Source organism: Micromonospora sp. NBC_01405, from assembly GCF_045040155.1.
Classification (GTDB): domain Bacteria; phylum Actinomycetota; class Actinomycetes; order Mycobacteriales; family Micromonosporaceae; genus Micromonospora.
Genome location: NZ_CP109532.1, coordinates 1,550,328 through 1,575,960, shown reverse-complemented (window position 1 = coordinate 1,575,960; position 25,633 = coordinate 1,550,328). Strand labels below are relative to the sequence as shown.

General features: G+C 71.6%; 7 protein-coding genes and 1 tRNA gene. 7 read left to right on the top strand and 1 reads right to left on the bottom strand.

All coding sequences use genetic code 11. The annotated features are described in order from the left end of the window. Nucleotides 1–6: 6 nt before the first annotated feature. Complete coding sequence (locus tag OG559_RS06110) at nucleotides 7–810, bottom strand: S-methyl-5'-thioadenosine phosphorylase (RefSeq protein ID WP_396669896.1); 804 nt, start codon at nucleotides 808–810, stop codon at nucleotides 7–9. Nucleotides 811–1,052: 242 nt separating this feature from the next. Between OG559_RS06110 and OG559_RS06105 the strand changes: the two genes are divergently transcribed. The 7 genes from OG559_RS06105 (at nucleotide 1,053) to OG559_RS06075 (ending at nucleotide 25,627) form a co-directional block, all read left to right on the top strand. After that, a complete protein-coding gene (locus OG559_RS06105; RefSeq protein ID WP_405113302.1) occupies nucleotides 1,053–1,643 on the top strand; it encodes a YqgE/AlgH family protein in 591 nt (196 codons plus the stop codon). Nucleotides 1,644–1,730: 87 nt separating this feature from the next. Then, nucleotides 1,731–1,806, top strand: a tRNA-Ala gene (locus OG559_RS06100). A gap of 87 nt (nucleotides 1,807–1,893) precedes the next feature. Continuing rightward, nucleotides 1,894–2,085, top strand: coding sequence for an Arm DNA-binding domain-containing protein (locus OG559_RS06095; protein ID WP_405113300.1), 192 nt, complete (start codon nucleotides 1,894–1,896; stop codon nucleotides 2,083–2,085). Nucleotides 2,086–2,479: 394 nt separating this feature from the next. Continuing rightward, a complete protein-coding gene (locus tag OG559_RS06090; protein ID WP_405113298.1) occupies nucleotides 2,480–3,817 on the top strand; it encodes a cation:proton antiporter in 1,338 nt (445 codons plus the stop codon). A gap of 138 nt (nucleotides 3,818–3,955) precedes the next feature. Beyond that, nucleotides 3,956–23,638 (top strand): amino acid adenylation domain-containing protein, encoded by a 19,683-nt coding sequence (locus OG559_RS06085; protein WP_405113296.1) that lies wholly within the window; start codon nucleotides 3,956–3,958, stop codon nucleotides 23,636–23,638. After that, complete coding sequence (locus OG559_RS06080; protein WP_405113294.1) at nucleotides 23,635–24,894, top strand: MFS transporter; 1,260 nt, start codon at nucleotides 23,635–23,637, stop codon at nucleotides 24,892–24,894. The genes OG559_RS06085 and OG559_RS06080 overlap by 4 nt, the downstream gene beginning before the upstream one ends. Then, entirely contained in the window at nucleotides 24,878–25,627 is a 750-nt protein-coding gene (locus OG559_RS06075) for a thioesterase II family protein (protein ID WP_405113292.1), read from the top strand. Before OG559_RS06080 ends, OG559_RS06075 begins: the two co-directional genes overlap by 17 nt. Nucleotides 25,628–25,633 lie beyond the last annotated feature (6 nt).

Here is a 25,633-nt window from a genome sequence, read left to right as displayed (position 1 = left end):
CCGGGGTCAGGGGAGCGGGAAGGGCAGCTTGATCCCGTCCAGCGCCCGCCCGCACGGGCAGTCCCGCCCGGCCGGCAGGGCGGCGACCGCGTCCAGCAGCACCCCGCGCAGCCGGTCGGTGTTCTCGCCGAAGACCCGGAAGACCTCCTCCTGGGTCACCGACTCGCCGCTCTCCACCCCCGCATCCAGGTCGGTGACCAGGGCGATCGGGGTGTAGCAGAGGGCCAACTCCCGGGCCAGCACCGCCTCCGGGTGGCCGGTCATGTTGACCACCGCCCCGCCGATCGCGGTGAACCAGCGGGACTCCGCCCGGGTGGAGAAGCGCGGCCCCTCCACGACCACCATCGTCCCGCCGTCGACCGCCGACACGCCCCGCCCGGCCGCCGCGTCGAGCAGCGTCCGGCGGCCCACCGGGCAGTACGGGTCGGCGAAGGTCACGTGCACCGCGCCCCGGTCGTAGTACGTCTGGACCCGACCGCTGGTGCGGTCGATGAGCTGGTCCGGCACCACGAAGGTGCCCGGCCCCAACTCGGGGCGCAGCCCGCCGACCGCGCACGGGGCGAGCACCTGGCGCACCCCGAGCGACCGCAGCGCCCACAGGTTCGCCCGGTACGGGATCAGGTGCGGCGGGTGCCGGTGGTCGCGCCCGTGGCGGGGCAGGAACGCCACCCGCCGGCCGCCCACCTCGGCGATCGTCACCGGGTCCGACGGCTCCCCGTACGGCGTCTCCACCTGGTGCTCGGTGGCACCCTCCAGGAGGGCGTAGAGCCCCGAGCCGCCGATCACCGCGATGTCCGCCGTCGGCCCCATCGCCACCCCCTCCGGTCCCACTCGATCATCCACCGGTCAGACCTTAGCCAGTGCCCCGACCGCAAGCTATGGTGCCAGGCATGGCGTTGACAGCAGGGATGAGCGCGGAGTCCCGTGCCGAGCGGGTGTGGCCCTCCACATCCCCGCTCGGCCCCGGCGTCGATGCCGTCCGGTCCGGCCGCGGTGCCGACGTCCGGGGCGACGGCCCCCGTCCCTCGGCGCGTGGCTGACGGATGTCTGACATGCAGGGAGAAGACCAGGCGATCGGCGGGCGTGCGATGGAGTCGATGACCGGTCGGCTGCTGGTCGCGACCCCGACGCTCAAGGACCCGAACTTCGACCGGACGGTGGTGCTGCTCGTCGCGCACGAGCCGGGCGGGGCGCTGGGCGTGGTGCTCAACCGGGCCACCGAGGTCCCGGTCGTCGACGTCCTCGGCGACTGGAGCTACCTGGCCCGGGACCCGGCGGTGCTGTTCGAGGGCGGGCCGGTGCAGCCGGACTCGGCGATCTGTCTGGCCCGGTTGCGCGGGCCGGCCAAGCGGTTGCGCGGCTTCCACCAGGTCGCCGGCGCCGTCGGCACGATCGACCTCTCCGCCGACCCGGAGCGGATGCGGGAGAGTGTCGGCGGCATCCGGGTCTTCGCCGGCTACTCCGGTTGGGGTGCGGGCCAGCTCGAACAGGAGATCGAGGACGGTTCCTGGTTCGTCTTCGACGCGCTGCCCGGGGATGCCTTCGTCGACCGCCCGGACGACCTGTGGCCGATGGTCCTGCGCCGGCAGGGCGGCATGACGGCGGCGGTCGCCCACTTCCCGCCGGACGTCGCGCTGAACTGACCCGTTGGGGAGGGGGCCGCGAGATGACCATGCACCCCGGCGTGTGTATAGTTCTCTCCGTGCCCGGGAGACCGGAGACAACAGCAAGGGGCCGTGGCGCAGCTGGTAGCGCACCACACTGGCAGTGTGGGGGTCAGGGGTTCGAGTCCCCTCGGCTCCACCAGGATTGACCTGGTGGTATTGACCACGGGCGATGATATTTAGTCACGCCCGTGGTCACGAAGATCATTAACGACACCAGGCGCAGGTCGTGGAGTTCACCATCGACCTCCCCAAAGGGCGTGACGGCAAGCGGCGTCAGATGCGCCGGCGGGGCTTCAAGACGGAGAAGCTAGCTGAGCGGGCGGAGCGCGAGGCGCGCACCCAATTCGGTACCGTGGAGGCCAGCCGCTCGCGCGAGAGACGGTCCGACACGTCCACCGCACGCTCTCGAAGGCCCTGAAAGATCTCGGTGTGGACATCCCCGATATCCGTTCCTCGCCCTGAAGACAAGGAGGAGCGTGGACGTAAGGGGGTGTGGACATCGCGCCAGTGTGCAACGTTCCTCAACCACGTCGCTGGCGACCGGTTGTACGCGGCTTGGGTGCTGGTGGTTGGAGGTGAAAGGCGGTGGGCCGCCTCGTACTCATCCAGGATCCGCGCCTTGAACTCTGCGGTGAATGTCCGATATTGATGATCTCTCCTCGCAACCGGTCCAGGAAGCGTATCCCCTGGTAGACGGGCTGTCTCACATCAGCGTGACAGGGAGGGAACTCTGCTGCGGATACTGATGGAATATAGGTGCCCTGCTCATGGTGGGACGGCCGAGAGCCGCCCATCGCAGGCAGGGGATGCCGATGTACGCCCTTCCAACGATCCCGCCGCTCGGCGGGACTCCGCTGCTGTTCCTCCTTGCGCAGGCCGGGGTTCTGCTGCTCGCCGCCGTGTTGCTGGGGCGGCTGGCCATGCGGTTCAACTTTCCGGCGATCGTGGGCGAACTGCTGGCCGGCGTACTGCTGGGCCCGTCGCTGCTGGGGCATGCCGCCCCGGCCGCGTACCAGTGGTTGTTTCCGCAGACGGGCGCGCAGTTCCATCTGCTGGATGCCGTCGGGCAGATCGGCGTGGTGCTCCTGGTCGCGATCACCGGCGCCAGCCTCGACCTGGGTCTGATCAGACGCCGACGCGGCATGGCGGTCCGGGTGAGCCTGCCCGGATTCCTCATCCCGCTGGGGCTCGGCGTCACGGTTGGCCTGCTGTTGCCGGGGTCGTTCCTCGTCGACAACGCTGACCGGCCCGCGTTCGCGCTGTTCATCGGCGTCGCCATGTCGGTCAGCGCCATCCCCGTGATCGCGAAGACACTCATGGACCTGCGCCTGCTGCACCGCAACATCGGCCAGCTCATCCTCATGGCGGGCACGGTGGACGACCTGCTCGGCTGGCTCGGCCTTTCGGTGGTCACCGCCGTGGCGACCACGGGCCTACGGGCCGGTGGACTGGCGTACCCGGTCGTGGCTCTGGTCGGCGTGGTGCTCGGCGCGATCGTGCTGGGCCGCCCGCTGGTGCGGCGGGTGATGCGCGTCGCGGCCCGGCAGGAAGGCTCGGGCACCGTCGTGGCCGCCACTGCCGTACTCGTCCTGCTCTGCGCCGCCGCCACGCAGGCCCTGCACCTGGAGGCGATCTTCGGTGCCCTGATCGCCGGAATTCTCGTCAGCAGCGCCGGCCCCGAGATCGTCGCGCGGCTGGCCCCGCTGCGCCTGCTGGTCACCGCGGTGCTGGCACCGCTGTTCTTCGCCACCGCCGGGTTGCGCATGGACCTCAGCCGACTCGCCGATCCTATGGTGCTCGGCGTCGCCCTCCTGTTGTTGCTGATCGCCGTGGTGGGCAAGTTCAGCGGTGCGTTCGTCGGCGCGTCGATCAGCGGGTTGAACCGTTGGGAGGCCATCGCGCTCGGGGCCGGCATGAACGCCCGGGGCGTCGTCGAGGTCGTTGTCGCCATGGTCGGCGTCCAGCTCGGCATCCTCAGCACCACCATGTACACGACCATCGTGCTGATCGCGATCGTCACCTCGCTGATGAGCCCGCCGATCCTGCGGTTCAGCATGTCCCGGCTCGGGGTGACCGCCGATGAGGAACTGCGCCTGCGCAGCTACGGCGAGCCGGCACCGGTCGAGGTGCCCGCCATCCCTCCGGCCTGAGCGCGCGCCGGCTGGTCACGCCGTCGGATAGCCGCCATATAGACGGACTATCGCGACCGTGGCGACGCTGCTCTGAGCCGTGCTCTCCGGCAGATCCCATCCGTCTTCAGCGCAACGAACACAAGGGAACGGTCTCGGATGACTACTGAGAATATCGAGCAGATCCCGTCGATGTCCGAGCTGCGCAGTGAGCTGCTCCTGCGTCGGCTGAGCGGAGGCCGGGCCCGGCGGCGACCCGATGTGCAGCGCGTGGACCGGAGCCGTCCACTGCGCCTGTCGCACGGGCAGCAGCAGATGTGGTTCCTCAACCGGCTGGAGCCGGAGAGCGCCGAGTACCTGGTGCCGCTCGCGTTCCGGCTGCGCGGAACGGTCGACGGCGGGACGCTCGTCCGAGCCCTGTCCGCGCTGGTCGCCCGGCACGAGGTTCTGCGTACCCGCTATCTGCTGGTGGGCGACGAGCCGGAGCAGGTCATCGACCCGCCGGCCCCGGTCGAGGTGGCGATGGACGTGCTCAGCGGGCCGCAGGACCAGCGTGCGCGGCGGTGCGCCGATCTGCTCGGCCAGGAGGCGACCCGGCCGTTCGACCTGGAGCGCGAGTGGCCGGTACGCGCACGGCTGGTCACCCTCGACCAGGACGACCACGTCCTTGTGGTGATCTTCCATCACGTGGCGTTCGACGCCTGGTCGGGTCAGGTCTTCGTTCGCGAGTTCGTCGAGTCCTACCGGGCGTTCGCCGAGGGCGAGACCCCGGACCTGCCCGAGCTGCCCCTGCAGTACGCCGACTTCGCGGCCGCCCAGCGCACCCCGGCCGCGGAGCGGGAGGCCGAGCGGCACCTCAGGTACTGGCGCGAGCAGCTCGCCGATCTGCCCACCATCGACCTGCCCGCCGACCGGCCCCGTCCGGCGGTACGCGGGCACGACGGCGCGGCGGTCGCCTTCGAACTTCCCGGCGATCTCGCCGATCAGGTACGGCGGCTGGCCGAGAAGCTCGACACCACGCCGTTCGTGGTCTTCCTGACCGCCTTCCAACTGCTCGTCTCCCGCTACACCGGGGTGACCGACGTGCCCGTCGGCACGGTGGTGTCCGGGCGGACCCGGCCGGAGCTGCACGGACTGATCGGGTACGGGATCAACAACCTGGTCATGCGGACCCGTTGGAACGATCGACAGAGCTTCGCCGAGGTGGTGTCGGCGGCCCGCGCGGTGCTCGCCGACGCGTACGACCACCAGGCCGTGCCGTTCGCCCGGCTGGTGGACGAGCTGCAGCCGGAACGCGACATGTCCCGTTCGCCGCTCTACCAGATCGCCATCACCATGCACGAGCCGCGGCGCGGTGACGTGACGCTGCCTGGCGCGCGGCTGACGCCGTACCCGCTCACCGGCGGGGTGGCCAAGTGCGACCTGGAACTGCAGGTCGGTGACACCCTCGACGGCCTCGGCGGCCACCTGGTGTACGACACCGCGCTGTTCGACGAGGCCACCGTGCGCCGGATGGCCGGGCACCTGCTCACTCTGCTGGCCGCTGCCCTGGACGCCCCGCACGCGGCGGTCGCCGGGCTTGAGCTGCTCGACGACGCCGAGCGCGCGGTGGTCGTCGGCGAGGTCGTCGAGCAGGTGCCGGTTGATCGCTGTCTGCATGAGCTTTTTGAGGAGCGGGTGCGGCGGTGTCCGGGTGCGGTGGCGGTGGTGGTGGGTGGTGTGGGTTTGTCGTATGCGGAGGTGAATGAGCGGGCGAATCGGGTGGCGTGGTGGTTGCGGTCGCGTGGTGTGGGTGCGGAGTCGTTGGTGGGGGTGTGTTTGTCGCGGGGGGTGGAGTTGGTTCCGGTGTTGTTGGGGGTGTTGAAGGCGGGTGCGGGTTATGTGCCGTTGGATCCGGTGTTGCCGGTGGATCGGTTGGGTTTTGTGGTGGGGGATGCGGGTGTGTCGGTGGTGGTGTGTGAGTTGGCGACGGTGGGGGTGGTGGAGTTTTCGGGGCCTCGGTTGGTGGTGGATGAGCCGGGGGTTTTGGAGGGGTTTTCGGGTGGTGATGTGGGGCGGGTGTCGTCGCCGGATGGTGTGGTGTATGTGATTTATACGTCGGGGTCGACGGGGCGGCCTAAGGGTGTGGTGTTGTCGCATGCGAATGTGGTGCGGTTGTTGTGGTCGGCGCAGGAGCATTTTGCGTTTGATGCGTCTGATGTTTTTTCGTTGTTTCATTCGTTTGCGTTTGATGTGTCGGTGTTTGAGATGTGGGGGGCGTTGGCGTTTGGTGGTCGTTTGGTGGTGGTGCCGCAGGAGGTGGTGCGGTCGCCGGAGGATTTTGTGGGGTTGTTGGTGTCGTCGGGGGTGACGGTGTTGTCGCAGACGCCGTCGGCGTTTCGGTCGTTGGTGGCGGTGGCGGGTGGGGGTGATGGGCGGTTGGGGTCGTTGGTGGTGCGGGTGGTGGTGTTTGCTGGTGAGCGGTTGGAGATGGCTGATCTGGTGCCGTGGGTGCGGGTGTTTCCGCCGGCGCGGGTGGCGTTGGTGAACATGTACGGGATCACCGAGACCACCGTCCACACCACCTACCACCGGCTCGTCGACGAGGACATCGCCCCCGGCCTGCACAACCCGGTGGGCCGCCCGCTCAGGGACCTCATGGTCCATCTCCTGGACGAAGTGGGCCGCCCCGTGCCGATCGGTGTGGTGGGTGAGATTCATGTGGGTGGTCCGGGGGTGGCGCGGGGTTATTTGAATCGTCCGGGTTTGACGGCGCGGCGGTTCGTGCCGGATCCGTTTGGTTCGGGTGGTCGGTTGTATCGGTCGGGTGATCTGGCGCGGCGGCGGGTGGATGGGAGTCTGGATTTTGTGGGTCGGGTTGATGACCAGGTGAAGGTGCGTGGTTATCGGGTGGAGTTGGGGGAGATCGGGGCGGTGTTGTCGGGCCTGGGTCAGGTTCGTGAGGCGGTGGTGTTGTTGCGGGGTTCGGGGGTGCAGGCGCGGTTGGTGGCGTATGTGGTGCCGGCGGGTGTGGTGGAGGTGGGGGAGTTGCGGTCGGCGTTGGCGGTGTCGTTGCCGGAGTACATGGTGCCGGCGGCGTTCGTGGTGTTGGATCGGTTGCCGTTGACGGCGAATGGGAAGTTGGACAGGCGGGCGTTGCCCGAGCCGGGTGCGGACGCGTTTTCGCGGGCGGGTTATGTGGGGCCGGTGACGCCGGTGCAGGAGCGGTTGTGTGCGGTGTGGGCGGGTGTGTTGGGCATCGACCGTGTCGGTGTCCAGGACAGTTTCTTCGACCTCGGCGGCGACTCCATCCGCGCCGTTTCGCTTGTCGGTTCGCTGCGCGCCGAGGGATTCGACCTCAGCGTCCGGGACGTGTTCGACCGGCGGACCGTGGCCGACCTGGCCGACCTGCTGGCCGAGCGGTCCGAGCTGGCCGCCGGCGACCAGGTGCTGGTCGAGCCGTTCGCGCTGATCGGGGCCGAGGACCGGGCGCTGGTGCCCGACGGGGTGGTCGACGCGTACCCGTTGTCGCAGATCCAGACCGGCATGGTCATCGAGATGCTCGCCGACGACCAGCAGAACAACTACCACAACTCCAGCGCGTTCCGGATCATGGACGACCGGCCGTTCGATTTCTCGGCCTTCGAGCGGGCCGCTGCCTGGCTCGTGGCGCGCCACGACATGCTGCGGACGTCCGTGCACCTGATTGGCTTCTCGGTGCCGATGCAGCTCGTGCACGCCACGGCCGAGGTGCCGATCGGCTGGACCGACCACGGCACGTTGGACCAGGCCGGCACCGAGCGGGTGCTGCACGAGTACGCCGTCCGCGAGCGGGCCGACCCGTTCGACCTGACCCGGCCCACCCTGATGCGCTTCTTCGTGCACGTCACCGGCCCCGGCGCCTGGTGGATCTCGATCACCGAGTGCCACCCGATCATGGAGGGCTGGAGCTACCACACGATGCTGATGGAGCTGGTGCGGGCGTACCAGCGCATCGCCAGCGGCCTGGAGCCGGACGCCGAGCCGATGCCCGCCGTCCGGTTCGCCGACTCCATCGCGGGGGAAATCGCCGCGCTCGCCTCGCCGGAGAGCACGGCGTACTGGCGGGACGTGGTGACAGGGTACGAGAAGTTCGTCCTCCCGACCGGCTGGGGCGACGACACCGTCACCGAGCGGACCGCCTACCACACGCGGATCCCGTGGACCGATCTGGAGCCGGGGCTGCGACGGCTGGCGACCACCGCCAGGGCGTCGATGAAGAGCGTCATGGTGGCCGCGTTCGGCGCGGTGCTCAGTCAGCTCACCGAGGAGCCGGCCCTGCACGCCGGTCTCGTCTACGACGTGCGACCCGAGGTGCTCGGGGCCGACCGGGTGTTCGGCATGTACCTCAACACGCTGCCGTTCCCCTTCGACCCGATCCGTGGCTCCTGGCGTGACCTGGTGGCGCGCACCTTCGACCGTGAGGTCGAGTCGTGGTCGCACCGGCGCTACCCCTTGCCGCAGGTGCAGCGTGACAACACCGGGCAGCAGGGGCTCATCGAAGTCTTCTTCAACTACCAGGACTTCCGGCAGGTCGACACCGAGCTGGTCGACGCCACCCAGGGCATGGACGACAGCCCGACCGAGTTCCCGCTCACCGTGTCGTCGCGGGCCGGGCACATCTTCCTCACCTCCGACCTGCGGTCACTCGACAGGGCGAACACCGACCGGATCGCGGAGATGTTCCGGGTCGTGCTGACCGCGATGGCCGCCGATCCACACGGCGACGCGACCATCCCGCTCACCACGCCGGCCGAGCTGGAGGCCCAGCGCGGTTGGGCCGTCGGCCCCGCGTCCGCAGTCGACTTCCGCTCGGTGCTGGACCTCTTCGAGGCCCAGGCCGCCCGTACGCCGCACGCCAGCGCCGTGGTCACCGGCGACGACATCATCACGTACGCCGACCTCGACGACCGTGCCGAGCGGTACGCGGCGGCCCTCGCCGACCGCGGCGTCGGTACCGAATCGGTCGTCGCGGTGCTGCTCGACCGCGGCCCCGACCTTGCCGCCGCGCTGCTGGGCATCTGGAAGGCGGGAGCCGCGTACCTGCCGCTCGACGTCGGTTTCCCCGCCGAGCGCGTCGCCGAGATGGTCCGCGACGCCCACGCCGCCGTGCTGGTGACCCGGTACGAACTGCCCGGTGCCGCCGGGGTGCCGGAGGAGCTGCGGCTGGTACCCGACGCGCTTCCCGAGGCGCGCCGCCCGGGTGACGGCCGCGGCCCCGTCGATGCCGACCAGCTCGCGTACGTCATCTACACCTCCGGTTCGACCGGACGCCCCAAGGGCGTCGCGGTGCCGCACGGCGGGCTCGCCAACCATGTGCGCTGGGCGGCCGAGACGCTGGCCGTGCGGGGCGCCGGTGGGGCGACGCTGTTCTCCTCGGTCGCCTTCGACCTCGTGGTGCCGAATCTGTGGGCGCCGCTGGTCACCGGCCAGGCGCTGACGATGGTGCCCGACGACGTGGACCTCGGCGACCTCGGCGCCCACCTGGACCGGCACGGCCCGTACAGCTTCCTCAAGCTGACACCCGGCCACCTGGAGGTGCTGACCGCGCAGCTGAGCGCCGAGCAGGCCGGCCGACTCGCCCCGGTGCTGGTGGTCGCCGGCGAGGCGCTCACCCGGCACGTCGTGCAGGCGTGGCGGGCGTTGGCACCCGAGGTCGAGTTGATCAACGAGTACGGCCCGACCGAGGCGTCCGTCGGCACCTGCGTTCATCCCGTGTCACCACCCGTCGCCGACGTCGTGCCGATCGGCCGTCCGCTGCCCGGCATGACCATGCGCGTCCTCGACCGGGACCTGCGGCCGCTGCCCGTCGGCGTGACCGGTGAGCTGTACGTCGGCGGCACCGGCGTGGCCCGCGGATACCTGGGCCGGCCCGAGCTGACCGCCGAACGCTTCCTGCCCGACCCGTACGGCCCGCCGGGCGCGCGCCTGTACCGCACCGGCGACCTGGTACGCCTGCTGCCCGACGGCGTGTGCGACTTCCGGGGCCGGCGCGACGGCCAGCTCAAGATCCGCGGATACCGGATCGAGCTGGGCGAGATCGAGGCGACACTGGGCGGCTTCCCGGAGATCACCGATGTCCGGGTGGTCGCCCGGGACACCGGCGCGGGCGGCGAGCGCCAGCTCGTCGCCTACCTGGTCGCCGCGGGTGAGATCAGCCGTACGTCGCTGCGTGAGCGGCTGTCCCGCATGCTGCCCGACTACCTGATCCCGGGCGCGTTCGTGCAGCTGGAGAGGTTGCCGCTCAACGCGAACGGCAAGCTGGACCGGCACGCGCTGCCCGACCCCGATCCGTCCGAGCCCGGCCGCGCCGCCTGGGAAGCCCTTACCCCGTTGCAGGAGCGCCTCGCCGCGGTGTGGACCGAGGTGCTCGGCGCGGCTCAGGTCGGCCTGGGCGACGACTTCTTCGATCTCGGCGGCGACTCGATCCGCGCGGTGGCGCTGATCGGCGCGCTGCGGGCGGAGGGTTGGGACGTCTCGGTGCGCGAGATCCTGCAGCACCGCACCGTCGAGGCGGTGTCCCGACTGCTGACCGGACGGGACCCGCTGTCCACCACCGACCGACCGGCCGTGGCGCCGTTCGAGCTGGTGGCCGAGGCCGACCGGGCCAAGCTGCCGCCGGGGCTGGCCGACGCGTACCCGCTGTCGATGAACCAGTCCGGCATGCTGGTCGAGCTGCTGGCTGGTGGCGAGCAGAACAGCTACCACAACGTCAACATGTACGAGGTCCGCGACGACTGCCCGTTCGACGGGGACGCCTTCGCGCGCGCCGTCCGGGTCGTCGTCGCGCGGCACGACGTGCTGCGGACATCGGTGCGTCTGACGGGCTACTCGGTGCCGATGCAGCTCGTGCACTCCGAGGTCGACGTGCCGTGCAGCTGGCGGGACGTGCGTCACCTGGAGGGCCGCGACCAGTTCCACGCCGTGGCCGAGCACGTCGCCGCCGAGCGGGCCGACGTGTTCGACCTGTCCGCGTCGACTCCGCTGCTGCGGGTGCACGCGCACGTCACCTCGGACACCGCCTGGCTGTGCGGCTTCACCCAGAACCACGCGCTGCTCGACGGCTGGAGCAACCAGCTGTTCCTTCTGGAACTGGTGGACTGCTACCGGCGGCTGCGCGACGGCAACAGCCCCGGCACCTACGACGCGCCGGCTGTGCGGTTCGCCGACACCGTCGCGGCCGAGCGCCATGCCCTCGACTCGGAGCGAACCCGCGCGTACTGGCAGGCGGTGGTCCGCGACCACGTCAAGATGACCATGCCGGCCGGGTGGAGCGGCGACCGGGACGCGCCGGCCGAGACCGTACGCGCGGGAATGTCCTTCGCCGACCTGGAGGACGGGCTGCGTCGGCTGGCCACCGCCGCCCGCACCTCGCTCAAGAGCGTGCTCGCCGCCGCGCACGCCAAGGTGATGAGCCAACTCACCGGTGCGGCCGCCTTCCACACCGGGCTGGTCACCCACACCCGCTTGGCCGAGCCGGGCGGGGACCGGGTCTACGGCAACTTCCTCAACACGCTGCCGTTCCCCGTGCGGACGGACGCGCGTACCTGGCGCGAGCTGGTCCGCCAGGTCTCGGACCGGGAGATCGAGATCTGGGACCACCGGCACTATCCGATGCCGGCCATCCGCCGCGACGGCGGCGCGGGACGTCTGGTGGACGTCTTCTTCTGCTACCTCGACTTCCACCGGATGGACACCGAGGTCGCCGACGACAGCCCGGGGTTCAGCGACGCGCCGAACGAGTTCGCGGTCGGCATCGTCACCCTCAACGGCCAGCTCAGCCTGCGGAGCAACAGCCACGTGCTCAGCCACGACAATGCGCGGCGGGTCGTCGGCATGTTCCGCGCCGTGCTGACCGCCATGGCCGCCGATCCCGACGGCGACGCCCGCGCGGTCCTCCTGCCCGAGCGGGAGCGGCTCGCCGCCCCGGCGTCGAGGAGGTCCCGCCGTGCCGTCCGCGGCCGTGCCCAGAAGTGCTCGCCTGACCTCTTCGCCGACCAGGCGGCGCGAACCCCGGCCGCCGTGGCCGTGATCGAGGACGAGGTCGAGCTGAGCTACCGCGAGGTCGACGAGCGGGCGAACCGGCTGGCGCACCGGCTGCGCGAACTGGGCGCCGGGGTCGAGACGGTGGTCGGGCTCTGCCTCCCGCCCGGCGCGACCGCGGTGTGGGCGATGCTCGGCGTGCTCAAGAGCGGTGCCGGCTACCTGCCGCTGGACCCGGTCGCCCCCGCACGGGAGCGCCTCACCGCGACCCGGGACGCCGGCGTCGCGCTGGTCGTCACCGACGAGCGGCACCGGGACGCCACCACCGCCCTCGACGGCGTACCCGTCGTCATGGTCGACGACGACCTCGCCGACCTGCCGGTCACCGCGCCGCCCGCCGTCGCCGACCCCGACGCGACCATGGTCGTCAGCCCCGCCGGGCCGCACGCGGTCCTGTCGCACCGTGACGTGCTGCGGGAGGTGACCGCCGCGCACCGCGCACACGAGTTCGACGAGTTCGACGTCTGGACGCTCGACGGCACCTGGGCCGAGGACCCGCTGCCCGTCTGGGGCGCTCTGCTGCACGGCGGGTCGCTGGTGATCCTCCCGACCGGGGCGGACCCGCTGAGCGTGCTGGACCTGCTGGCCCGCCACGAGGTGTCGGTGCTGTCCCGGCGCCCCGACGCCGCCCGTGAGCTGGCCGGCGCGGCCGCCGACGACCGGTTCGCCCTGCGGCTGGTGCTGCTCACCGGTGGCCCGTGTCGTCCCGACGACGTACGGCCGTGGCTGGACCGCACCGGCGGGGGCGATCCCCTGCTGGTCAACCGCTACCGGCGGGCCGGCTGGCGGGTGCTCGGCGCCGCCGACCTCGACGATGCGACGTGCCCGGTCGGCGACCCGGTGCAGGGGCGCGAGTTCCACCTGCTCGACCGGAACGGTGACCCGGTACCCGACGGTGAGCCCGGGACGATCCACCTGGGCGGCGTCGTGCCGCGCGGCTTCGCGGGACGACCCGCGCTCACCGCCGACCGCTTCCGCCCCGACCCGTACGGGCCGCCCGGCGCGCGGCTCTTCGTGACCGGCGACCTGGCCACAGCCCGCGCCGACGGACTCCTGCTGCCTCACGTACCGGACGCCGCCGGACCGACGACCGGTGAGCCCGCCGAACCGGAGTACGAGCCGCCGCGTTCCCCGCTGCAGAGCCGGATCACCGCGATCTGGCAGGACGTGCTGGGCCGGCGCCGGATCGGGCTGACCGACATGTTCTTCGACATCGGCGGCGACTCGATGCGGGCGCTCACCGCGGTCGGCGCACTGCGCGACGAGGGCGTGGACGTGACGGTGCGCGACCTGTTCCGGCACCCGACCGTGGCCGAGCTGAGCGCCGCGTTGGCTTCGCGGGACGGAAGCACACCGGACGACGCACCGGTCGCCCCGTACGCCCTCATCGGCGTCGACGACCGCGCGAAGCTGCCCGGGTCGGCGGTCGACGCGTACCCGCTGTCGCGAGTGCAGGCCGGGATGGTCGTGGAGATGCTCGGTGACGCCACGGCGTACCGCAACCTCGTCGCGCACGAGATGGTGGGACGGGAGTTCGACGCCGCCGCTCTGCGGGAGGCGGTGGCCGAGGTCGTCCGACGGCACGAGCCGCTGCGCACCTCGCTGCACCTGACCGACTTCTCGGTGCCGATGCAGGTCGTGCACGCCGCGGCCGAGGTGCCGATCGCCGTGCACGATTTGCGCGCCACCGCACCCGGTGACCGGGAACGGGAGGTCCGGCGCCGGCTCGCCACCGAGCGGGACGCCCCGTACGACGTGGGGTCGGCGCCGCTGCTGCGGATCTCCGTGGTCCTCGTCGAGGACCGACGCTGGTGGCTCGCGTTGGCCCTGCCCCACGCCATCACGGAGGGCTGGAGCCTCAACAACCTGCGCGCCGAGCTGCAGTCCGCGTACCAGGTGCTGGCCGACGGGGGTGCGCTCGAGGCGTACGACGCGCCGGCCGTGCGCTACGCCGACTTCATCGCCGCCGAGCTGCGGTCGCTGGCGTCGGAGCGGGACGCGGCGTACTGGCGCTCGGTGGTCGCCGACCGGACGCCGCTCGGCCTGCCGCCGGCCTGGGCCGGGTCGCCGGACGAACCGTTCCAGCAGCTTCTGCCGCTCGACGACCTGGAGCCCCGGCTGCGCGAGTTGGCCACGGCACTGCGAGTACCGGTCAAGAGCGTGCTGCTCGCCGCGTACGTGAAGGTGATGAGCGGACTCAGCGAGGCCCGCCGTGGGCACGTCGGTCTGGTGAGCGACGCCCGCCCGGAGCGGGCAGGTGCCGAGCGCGTCTACGGCATGCACCTCAACACCGTGCCGTTCGCCGTGGACCGGACCGCCGCCACCTGGCGCGAGCTGGTGCGCCGGGTCTTCGCTCAGGAGGCCGAGCTGTGGCCGTACCGCCGGTACCCGATGCCGGCCATCCCACGGGAGTCGCCGGGCGACCGGCTGATCCGGGTGGCGTTCAACTACGTCGACCTGCCCCGCCGCGACAGCGCCGGCGACACCGGTGCGACGATCACCCAGTCGCACACCGAGTTCGACCTGATCGTGCACTGCCGAGCCGACCGGATCAATCTGACCACGCGGACGGGCGTACTGAGCAGGGGGAACGCCGTACGCCTCGCAGGGATGTACCGCGCGGTGCTGGAGCGGATGATCGACGACCCGGACGGTGACGCGAGGGCCCCCATCGCGCCGTACCCGTTTCCCGACGGCCCGACCACCGTCGAGCGTGAGCCGTTCACCGGTGATCCGGCCCGTCAGCTCGAACACTGGGCCGCCCAGACGCCGGACGCGCCCGCGGTGAGCTCCGACGCGGGAACGACCAACTGGCGTGCCCTCAACGAGGACGTCAACCGGCTCGCGCACCTGCTGAGCGCTGGCGGCGTCCGCCTCGGCACCGTGGTCGCCGTCTGCCTACCGGCGTCGTCGGAGCGGATCGTGGCGGTCCTCGCGGTGCTCAAGGCCGGTGGCGTCTGCCTGCCGCTCGACTCCGGTACGCCGACCAGGCGGCTCGCCTTCCAGCTCGCCGACGCCGGGGCCCGCCTGATCCTGGCCCTGGGCGCGGACGCGCCGAAGGTGCCGGTGCCGGTGCTGGCCGTCGACGACCCGCGGCTCGCGGACCAGCCGGTGACCGATCCGGAGGCGGTCGCCGCGCCGCAGGATCCGGCCTTCCTGCTCTACACGTCGGGCTCCACGGGACGGCCGAAGGGTGTGTCCCTGACCCGCCGTGGTGTCGTCAACCACCTGCTCGCCAAGGTCGGCGACCTGAGCATGACCGCCGCGGACATCCTGGCGCAGAACGCTCCGCCGACCTTCGTGGTCGCGATCTGGCAGCTGCTGGGCGGCACCGCGACCGGCGGGTGCGTCCGGGTGGTGCCCGAAGCCGTGTCCCGCGACCCGCAGGCGTTGTTCGACCTGGTGGCGCGCGAGCGGATCACCGTGCTGGAGGTCGTGCCGTCGCTGCTGCGGGCCGCACTGGACGGTGGTGTACGGCTGCCGTCGGCCTCCGCGCTGCGGCACCTCGTCGTCACCGGCGAGGCGCTGCCGGCCGACCTGGTGGACGGCTGGTTCGCGCGCTTCCCCGAGATCCCCGTGCTCAACTCTTACGGGCAGGCGGAGTGTGCGGACGACGTCGCCCACCAGGTGATCACCTCAACTGACCGGTTCACCCGCGTCCCGATCGGCCGGCCCGTGCGCGGCACCCGCCTGTACGTCCTCGACGAGTGGGGCACGCCCGTGCCCGACGGGGTCCCCGGCGAGCTGCACGTCGGTGGGATCGGGGTCGGCGACGGCTACCTGAACCAGCCGACGCTGACCGCGCGGCAGTTCGTCCCCGACCCGTGGGGTCCGCCCGGCGGGCGGCTCTACCGCACAGGCGACCTCGCCCGGTGGCGGCCCGACGGTGCGCTGGACTACCTGGGCCGGGCCGACCAGCAGGCGAAGGTCCGGGGCCATCGGGTCGAGCCGGCCGAGATCGAGGCTGCGCTGACCGCCCACCCGCTGGTGTGCCAGGCCGTCGTCGTCAGCCGCGACAATCGGCTCATCGCGTACGTGGCCGCGCCGGGCGACCGGCCGACGCCCACCGACCTGCGCGCCGCGCTGGAGGCGGAGCTACCGGATTATCTGGTCCCGGCGGCGTTCGTGGTGCTCGACGAGATCCCTCTCTCCGTCAACGGCAAGGTGGACCGGCGGGCGCTGCCCGAGCCGGACTCCGAGGCGCTGGCGGTGAACGGGTTCGTCGCGCCGGCCGCGGGAGTCCAGGCCGCGGTGGCCGAGTTGTGGGCGGCGGCGCTCGGCGTCGAACGGGTCGGCCTGCGCGACGGGTTCTTCCAGCTCGGCGGCGACTCGCTGCGCGCGGTGGCGCTGGTGGGGTCGATGCGGGCGGTCGGGTACGAGGTGACCGTGCGGGACGTGCTCGACGCGCGGACCGTCGAGCGGCTCTGCGCAGGGCTGGGGCTGGCGCGGGGGACGGGCGGCAGCCGGTACGTCGAGCCGTTCGCGCTGCTCGACGACGCCGACCGGGCGCAGCTGCCGGACGACGTGGAGGACGCGTACCCGCTCGGCCGCACCCAGCTCGGCATGGTCATCGAGGCGATGGCCGGTGACGGCCGGGGCGCGTACCACATGGTCAACACCTTCCGGGTGACCGACGGCCACCCGCTGGACGCCGACGCCCTGCGCCGGGCGACCGCGGTGCTCGTGGACCGGCACCAGACGCTGCGCACCTCGATCCGGCTGACCGGCTTCTCCGTACCGCTGCAGCTCGTGCACCGGCGGGTCGAGGTTGCGGTGCAGGTGCACGACATCCGCGACGTCGACCCGGGTGAGCATCCTGCGGTGCGCGAGCAGATGCTCACCGCGCAGCGGGCCGAGGGCTTCGACTTCGCGGTGGCGCCGCTGCTCCGCGTCGTCGCCCACGTGGAGAGCGACGAGGCATGGTGGCTGACCCTGACCCAGACGCACGCCATGACCGAGGGGTGGAGCACCCACCAGGTGCTGACGGAGCTGCTGGAGTGCTACGGCCGGCTGCGCGACGCCACCGAACCCGAGGCGTACGACCCGCCGGGCGTCCGGTTCGCCGACGCTATCGCGGGTGAGCTGGCGGCCCTCGGGTCCGACGAGGACCGGGCCTACTGGGAGCGGATCACCGACGGGTACGTCCCGGCGACGCTGCCTGCGGGCTGGGGGACCGACTCCGACGAGCGGGTGTTCCGGCAGATCCCGTACGGGGACCTGCTCGACGGCCTGCGGGAGTTGGCCGCCACCACGAACACCTCGCTGAAGACGGTGCTGCTCGCGGCGTACCTGAAGGTGCTGGGCCAGCTGACCGACGAGCCGGCGTACCACGCGGGCATGGTGGTCGACACCCGCCCGGAGGAGGTCGGCGCGGACCGGGTGCCCGGCATGTACGTCAACACGCTGCCGATCGCCGTCGACCGGGGTGCCGCGACCTGGCACGACCTCGTCATTCAGGTCTTCGCCCGGGAACTGGAGGTGTGGCAGCACCGGCGGTACCCGATGCCGGCCATCCGCCGCACCGGCGAGGGCCGGCTGATCGAGCTCTTCTTCAATCACCTCGACTTCCGGCAGGTGGACACCGAGCTGGTGGCGACCGAGACCCGCTCGACCAACGCGCCGAACGAGTTCGTGTTGTCGCTCGTCAGCCAGCACGGCCGTTTCCAGCTCAGCTCCAGCCAGCGGCACCTCGGCCCGGCCGACGCGGACCGCCTGGCCGGCATGCTGCGCGCCGTCCTGGAGTCGATGGCCGCCGGTGGCACCGGTGACGCCCGAGCCGTCTACCTGCCAGCCGACGAGCGGAGCCGGCTGCTCCAGCAGGGCGCAGCGTCGCGCGTCGCGCCGGTTGATCGCTGTCTGCATGAGCTTTTTGAGGAGCGGGTGCGGCGGTGTCCGGGTGCGGTGGCGGTGGTGGTGGGTGGTGTGGGTTTGTCGTATGCGGAGGTGAATGAGCGGGCGAATCGGGTGGCGTGGTGGTTGCGGTCGCGTGGTGTGGGTGCGGAGTCGTTGGTGGGGGTGTGTTTGTCGCGGGGGGTGGAGTTGGTTCCGGTGTTGTTGGGGGTGTTGAAGGCGGGTGCGGGTTATGTGCCGTTGGATCCGGTGTTGCCGGTGGATCGGTTGGGTTTTGTGGTGGGGGATGCGGGTGTGTCGGTGGTGGTGTGTGAGTTGGCGACGGTGGGGGTGGTGGAGTTTTCGGGGCCTCGGTTGGTGGTGGATGAGCCGGGGGTTTTGGAGGGGTTTTCGGGTGGTGATGTGGGGCGGGTGTCGTCGCCGGATGGTGTGGTGTATGTGATTTATACGTCGGGGTCGACGGGGCGGCCTAAGGGTGTGGTGTTGTCGCATGCGAATGTGGTGCGGTTGTTGTGGTCGGCGCAGGAGCATTTTGCGTTTGATGCGTCTGATGTTTTTTCGTTGTTTCATTCGTTTGCGTTTGATGTGTCGGTGTTTGAGATGTGGGGGGCGTTGGCGTTTGGTGGTCGTTTGGTGGTGGTGCCGCAGGAGGTGGTGCGGTCGCCGGAGGATTTTGTGGGGTTGTTGGTGTCGTCGGGGGTGACGGTGTTGTCGCAGACGCCGTCGGCGTTTCGGTCGTTGGTGGCGGTGGCGGGTGGGGGTGATGGGCGGTTGGGGTCGTTGGTGGTGCGGGTGGTGGTGTTTGCTGGTGAGCGGTTGGAGATGGCTGATCTGGTGCCGTGGGTGCGGGTGTTTCCGCCGGCGCGGGTGGCGTTGGTGAACATGTACGGGATCACCGAGACCACCGTCCACACCACCTACCACCGGCTGACCTCGGCCGACCTGGAGCCGGGTGCCGGCAACCCGATCGGCCGGCCGCTGAGCGACCTGCACGTCCATCTGCTCGACCCGTACGGCGAACTGGTGCCGGCCGGTGTGGTGGGTGAGATTCATGTGGGTGGTCCGGGGGTGGCGCGGGGTTATTTGAATCGTCCGGGTTTGACGGCGCGGCGGTTCGTGCCGGATCCGTTTGGTTCGGGTGGTCGGTTGTATCGGTCGGGTGATCTGGCGCGGCGGCGGGTGGATGGGAGTCTGGATTTTGTGGGTCGGGTTGATGACCAGGTGAAGGTGCGTGGTTATCGGGTGGAGTTGGGGGAGATCGGGGCGGTGTTGTCGGGCCTGGGTCAGGTTCGTGAGGCGGTGGTGTTGTTGCGGGGTTCGGGGGTGCAGGCGCGGTTGGTGGCGTATGTGGTGCCGGCGGGTGTGGTGGAGGTGGGGGAGTTGCGGTCGGCGTTGGCGGTGTCGTTGCCGGAGTACATGGTGCCGGCGGCGTTCGTGGTGTTGGATCGGTTGCCGTTGACGGCGAATGGGAAGTTGGACAGGCGGGCGTTGCCCGAGCCGGGTGCGGACGCGTTTTCGCGGGCGGGTTATGTGGGGCCGGTGACGCCGGTGCAGGAGCGGTTGTGTGCGGTGTGGGCGGGTGTGTTGGGCATCGACCGTGTCGGTGTCCAGGACAGTTTCTTCGACCTCGGCGGCGACTCCATCCGCGCCGTTGCCATCGCCGGGCAGCTCCGCGAGGAGGGCCTCGCCGTCACCGCTCGGGACCTGCTCTCCGGCCGGACCGTCGCCGCCGTCGCCGCCGGGCTGACCGGCCCCGTGGAGCGCACCACCGGGGTCGCCCCGTTCGCACTGATCGGCGAGGCCGACCGGGCGCAGGTGCCCGACGGGGTGGTCGACGCGTACCCGTTGTCGCAGAACCAGCTCGGCATGCTGGTCGAGATGATGGCCACCGAGGGGCCGCTCAACTACCACCGGGTGGCCACCGCCCGCATCGGCGCCGACGACGCGTTCTCCGCCGAGGCGCTGCAGCGGACGGTCGATGAGCTGGTCGCCCGCCACGAGGTGCTGCGCACGTCGATCGACCTGGTCGCCTATTCGGTGCCGATGCAGCTCGTGCACGCGACGGCCGCGCTGCCGGTCCGCGTCACCGACCTGCGCACCGCCTCCGAGCAGGCACGCGACCAGGCGCTGCGCGACGCGCTGGCCGAGGAGAGCGGCACGCCGCTGCCCCACGACACCGCGCCGCTGCTGCGCGTGCGGGTGCATCTGCTTGCCGACGGTGACTGGCAGCTCACCATCACGCAGTCACACCTGATCGTGGACGGCTGGACGTTCAGCCGACTGCGGGCCGACCTGCTCGAGATCTACCGCGCGGTGCGGGACGGTCGAGGCGTACCGGGCCGCCCCCGCCCGAGCGTCCGATTCGCCGACACCGTCGCAGCCGAGTTGCGGGCGCTCGCGTCCCCAGCCGACCGCGAATACTGGCGGGAGTTGATCACCGATCGTGACCCGATGGTGCTGCCGAGGGGCCTCGGCGGAGGCACGACCGGGTCGTACCGCCTCGACCTCGACTTCGGCGACCTGCTCGACCCGCTGCGGAGCCTGGCCGCGCGGGCCCACGCGCCGCTCAAGAGCGTGTTGCTGGCGGCACACGTCGCGGTGCTGCGGCAGCTGAGCTCCGGGCGGCGCCTGCACACCGGGCTCGTGGTGCACTGCCGGCCGGAGGCGGCGGGCACCGAGCTGGTGTACGGCTCCCACCTGAACACGGTGCCGTTCCCGGTCGACCCCGCCGAGCCCGACTGGGTGGACGAGGTGCGCCGTGCCTTCGCGTCGGAGCTGGCCCTGTGGCCGCACCGGAACTTCCCGATGCCGGCCATGCAGGTCGAGCTGACCGACGGCGGCCGTCTGCTGCACACCTTCTTCAGCTACGAGGAGTTCGACGCTCCCCGCGACCCACGCCCGCGGGCCCAGGACGGCGGCGGGTTCAGCCGCAACGAGTTCCCGTACGCGGTCACCGCGAGCGACGAGCGGCTGGTGCTGCAGGCCGACGCGGCGGTGCTCGACCGGCCACACGGCGAGCGGGTGATCGGCATGTACCGAGCGGCGCTGGAGGCGATGGCCGACGGCACGCCCGCCGACCGGGTGCACCTGCCCGCCGGTGAGCGTGACTGGCTGCTCGACCAGGGCACCAACCTCGCCGAGCCGATCACCGTAACCACCCTGCGGACGATCGAGGAGCACGCCGCCCATACGCCGGACAGCCCGGCCCTGGTGACCGACACGGAGCGGTGGACCTTCGGCGAGCTGGACGCCCGGGCCAACCGGATCGGGCAGTACCTGCGCGCGCGCGGCGTCGGGCCGGACTCCCGGGTGGCGGTGCTGCTGCGGCGCGGCCCCGACCTCATCGCCACCATGCTCGGCGTATGGAAGGCCGGTGGCGCGTACGTGCCGCTCGACCCGGCGAACCCACCCCGACGGCTGCTGGGCCTGCTGCGCACAGCCCGGCCGGAGGTGATCGTCACGGAGTCGGCACTCGCCGAGGTGGTGGCGTCCGACGCGGCACTGGTCGAGCGCTGCGTCCTGCTCGACGGCGATGCCGACGCCGTCGCGGCCGCCGCCGACGGAGCACCGCAGCGGATGGACGACCCCGATCTGCTCGCGTACGTCATCTTCACCTCCGGCTCGACCGGTGAGCCGAAGGGCGTGCAGATCAGCCATGGCGCGCTCGCCAACTACCTGCGCTGGGCGCGACCGCAGTACCTCGGCGGCGGCCGGCGTGTCGGCAGCGCCCTGTTCTGCTCGATCTCCTTCGACGTCTCGGTGACCTCGCTCTACATCGCCCTCTCCGACGGCCTGCCCGTGCACCTCGCGCCGCAGGATCTCGACCTCGGGCGGCTGGGCGGGTGGTTGCTGGCGCACGGGCCGTTCGACCTGATCGACCTGACGCCGAGCCTCTTCGACGTGCTCGCCGGCCACCTCACCGACGAGCAGTTCGAGGCGGTTACCGACCGGCTCGCGCTCGGCGGGGAGGCGTTCCACGGCGCGGCGGCCGCGCGGCTGTACGGCGCGTTCGGCGACGGCCGGATCATCAACTCGTACGGGCCGACCGAGGCGACCGTGGCCAGCACCGAGTACGTCCTGGCGGGCTGGGCCGGGGGCGACAGTGTCCCGATCGGCCGACCGATGCTCGGCACCAGCGGGTACGTCCTCGACGACCGGCTGGAGCCGGTGCCCGTGGGCGTGCCCGGAGAGCTGTGCCTGGGCGGGGACTCGATCGCCCGCGGTTACCTCGACCGCCCCGAGCTGACCGCCGAACGCTTCGTCCCGGATCCGTTCGGCCGGCCCGGCGGTCGGCTGTACCGCTCCGGCGACCTGGCGCAGGTGCTGCCCGACGGCAACCAGGACCACCTCGGCCGGCTCGACCACCAGGTCAAGGTGCGCGGCAACCGGGTGGAGCTGGGCGAGATCGAGTCGGTGCTGGGCGGCCACCCGGCGGTGTCCGAGGCTCGCGTCCTGCACCGCGACGACCGGCTGATCGCCTACGTGGTGCCGACCGGTGAGCCGGTGGCCGGGCTGGTCCTGCGCGAATGGCTGGCGCAGTGGCTGCCGGAGTACATGGTTCCGGCCGGGTACGTGTTCCTGCAGGCGATTCCGCTGACCCACAACGGCAAGCTGGACCCCTCCGCGCTGCCCGACCCGGACGGCGCTGCCCTGGCACACCGGCCGTACGTCGCACCCCGGTCACCGGCCGAGCGGCGGATGGCCGACCTCTGGTCTACCCTGCTCGGTGTCGACCGGGTCGGCTGCGACGACCGGTTCTTCGAGCTGGGCGGCAACTCGATCGTCGTGTTCCAGCTGATCGCCGCCGCTGCGGCGGCCGGGATGGCGCTGTCGTTGGTGCGGGTGTACGCCGACGACAGCCTGCGGGCCGTCGCGGCAGCCGCCGAACCCGTGCAGGACGGCATTGCCGTGGCCGGGCGGCCGGCGGGCCGGGTGGGGGCACGCCCGCTCGCCACGGCGCAGGTGCCGGGCGTGAGCGTGGCGGTGCTGCGCGACGGTGAGCTGGTCGACCTGCGGGCCGAGGGCGTCCTCAGCGCCGGGCGGCCCGAGCCGGTCACGCCGGACACCGTGTTCCAGGCCGGCTCGCTGAGCAAGCACGTCACCGCGTTCGCCGTGCTGCGACTGGTCGACCGCGGCGTCCTGGAGCTGGACACGCCGGTACGCGAGTACCTGCGGGGCTGGCGGTTGCCGGAGGGCTCGCCGATCACGTTGCGGCAGCTGCTTGCACACCTGTCCGGCATCGCCCCGGCACCCGCACCGGGCTACCCGCGCGACGGCGAGCTGCCGACGGTCGTCGATCTGCTCGACGGCCGGTCCCCGCGCGGTGGGGCGGCGGCCCGACCACACCATCGGCCGGGCGTGGTCTTCGAGAAGGCGAACGCGCACTACTGGGTGGTCGAGCAGGTGCTCACCGACGTCACCGGCGCTCCGCTCGTGGAGCTGATGGACGAGCTGGTGTTCAACCCGGCCGGCATGACGGCCAGCAGTTTCGACCAGAGCTTCGGTGACCGGTACGCGGGCCCGGTGGCCACCGGACACGACCGGGACGGCGGTGCGCTGCCCGGCGGTTGGCTGCGGTGGCCGGACGCGGCGGCGGGCGGCCTGTGGACCTGCGCCGCCGACCTGGCCCGGCTTGCACTGGAGATCCGTCGCGCCCGTCACGGCAGGCCGCTGGCGCTGCTGTCGGCCGAGGCGGCGACCGAGATGCTGACGCCGCAGCATCGGCAGAGCGCCTACGGCCTCGGCACGGTCGTCGACCAGGGCGGCACCGACGTCGCGTTCGGCCACGGTGGTTCGGCCGACGGTTACCACGCCATCTCCTTGTGTCAGCTGGATCGCGGCATCGGGGTGGTCGCGCTCACCAACTCCGATGCCGGCGCCGCAGTGGCCAAGCGCCTGGTCACCGAACTCGGTGGGGATGCCGCCTCATGACCGGGCTGGACGCGAGCCCCGCGCCGCCCACGGTCCCGCTGCGCCACAACCGCGACTTCCTGCTGCTGTGGCTCGGCGCCGGGCTGTCCAATCTCGGTGGCACGGTCGCGTCGGTCGGGTTCCCGCTGCTGCTGGTCTTCGCGGGCCGCTCGACGGTGGCGGCCGGCTGGACCGGCTTCGCCGGGCTGCTGCCGCTGCTGCTGATCCAACTGCCGGCGGGTGTCCTGGTCGACCGGTGGGACCGACGCCGCACCATGATCTGGTGCAACGTGGCGGCCCTGGCCGCGGTCGGCAGCGTGGGTGTCGCGCTGTTCCTCGGCGTGCTGTGGCTTCCGCTGCTGATGGTGGCCGCGTTCGTCGAGGGTGGCGCCGCCGTGATCTACCGCCTCGCCGAGCGCGCGGCGGTCAGCAACGTGGTGGCTGCCGGTCAGCTCTCCACGGCCCTGTCGCAGAACGAGGCCCGGACGCGCGCCGCCGGCCTGCTCGGTCAGCCGTTGAGCTCTTCGCTGTTCGCCGCCGCCCGGTCCGCGCCGTTCCTGTTCGCCGCACTCAGCCACGGCCTCGCCCTGGTCGGCCTGCTGTTCATCCGGGCACGGTTCCAGCAGGAGCGGCAGGAGCCCCGTCGCGCCGTCCGCCTCGAACTGGCGGCCGGCTTCGGCTGGCTGCGGCGCCAGCGATTCCTGCGCAGCGCGCTGGTGCTGGTGGCGGTCACCAACGTCCTCTTCCAGGTCCTGTCGCTCGCGCTGGTGGTGATGGTGCGCGACGACGGGGGCTCCCCGGCCGTCGTCGGGGTGATCGGCGCGGTCTCGGGCGTCGGCGGCGTCGTCGGCGCGCTCTGCGGCTCCGCCGTCGTCCGCCGGGTCGACCTGCCCACGGTCCTCATCGGGGTGCTGGCCGCCTGGGCGACGCTGATGTTCTCCATCTCGCTGGGCCCGCCGATCGTGCTGCTGGCGGCCCTGTTCGCGGCCACCACGATGCTGGGTGCGCTGCTCAACGTCGTGGCTGGCACCTACCAGTTGAGCATCACCCCGGACGCGATGCAGGGGCGGGTGGGCAGCGTGGCGGGCCTGCTCGGCTCCGGCGCCAACTCGCTCGGCGCGCTCGGCGCGGGATTCCTGCTGGCCAGCTTCCCGACTGCGGGTGTCGTGGCGGGAATCAGTGCGGTGATGCTCGGCCTCGCCACGGCCGCCGCACTCAGCCCCGCGATCCGCAGCGCCCGCACCACCAGAAAGGACTCCGATGACCACGGTGGATGATCGCCACTCCACGGCACGGGACTGGGTGCGGGTGTACGAACCGCGCCCGGCGGCGACGCGCCGCCTGCTGTGCTTTCCGCACGCGGGTGGCTCGGCCAGTGCGTTCCGGCCGCTGGCCCGCGCGGCGCCGCCCGACGTCCAGGTGGTCGCCGTGCAGTATCCCGGCCGGCAGGACCGGATCGACGCGGGAATGCCGGCGGGGATCGGCGCGCTCGCCGACGAGATCGTCGCGGCGATCGGGCCGGACATCCGCCGTGGCACCACGCTGTTCGGGCACAGCATGGGCAGCATGGTCGCCTTCGAGGTGGTCCGCCGGCTACGGCCGAGATTCCCGGCGCCCGTCTCGCGGCTGATCGTCTCCGCCTGCAAGGCGCCGACCGACATCGGCGCCGACAGGCCGGATCTCGACGACGACGACATCCGCGAGTTCGTCCGTGACCTCGGCGGCACCGGCTCGGTCGTGCTCGACAACGAGGACGTCTGGCGTTTCTCGTTGCCGGCGCTCCGCGCCGACCTGCGGGCCATCCACCGTTACCGGTACGAGCCGGGCCCGCCGCTCGGCTGCCCCGTCGTCGCCATCGCCGGCGCGCAGGACGACACGGCCACCGCCGAGGACATGCGGCGCTGGCGCGCGTTCACCGTCGCCGGCTTCGCCGTGCACACGATGCCGGGCGGGCACTTCTACCTCGATGACCTGCCCAGCGGGCTGCTGCCGCTGCTCACCGACGCCTGAGACACA

Excerpts from the sequence above, each read along its gene's own strand:
- OG559_RS06105 (WP_405113302.1), top strand. The coding sequence starts at position 1,053 with ATGCAGGGAGAAGACCAGGCGATCGGCGGGCGTGCGATGGAGTCGATG.
- OG559_RS06075 (WP_405113292.1), top strand. The coding sequence starts at position 24,878 with ATGACCACGGTGGATGATCGCCACTCCACGGCACGGGACTGGGTGCGG.
- OG559_RS06085 (WP_405113296.1), top strand. The coding sequence starts at position 3,956 with ATGACTACTGAGAATATCGAGCAGATCCCGTCGATGTCCGAGCTGCGC.
- OG559_RS06080 (WP_405113294.1), top strand. The coding sequence starts at position 23,635 with ATGACCGGGCTGGACGCGAGCCCCGCGCCGCCCACGGTCCCGCTGCGC.
- OG559_RS06110 (WP_396669896.1), bottom strand. The coding sequence starts at position 810 with ATGGGGCCGACGGCGGACATCGCGGTGATCGGCGGCTCGGGGCTCTAC.
- OG559_RS06090 (WP_405113298.1), top strand. The coding sequence starts at position 2,480 with ATGTACGCCCTTCCAACGATCCCGCCGCTCGGCGGGACTCCGCTGCTG.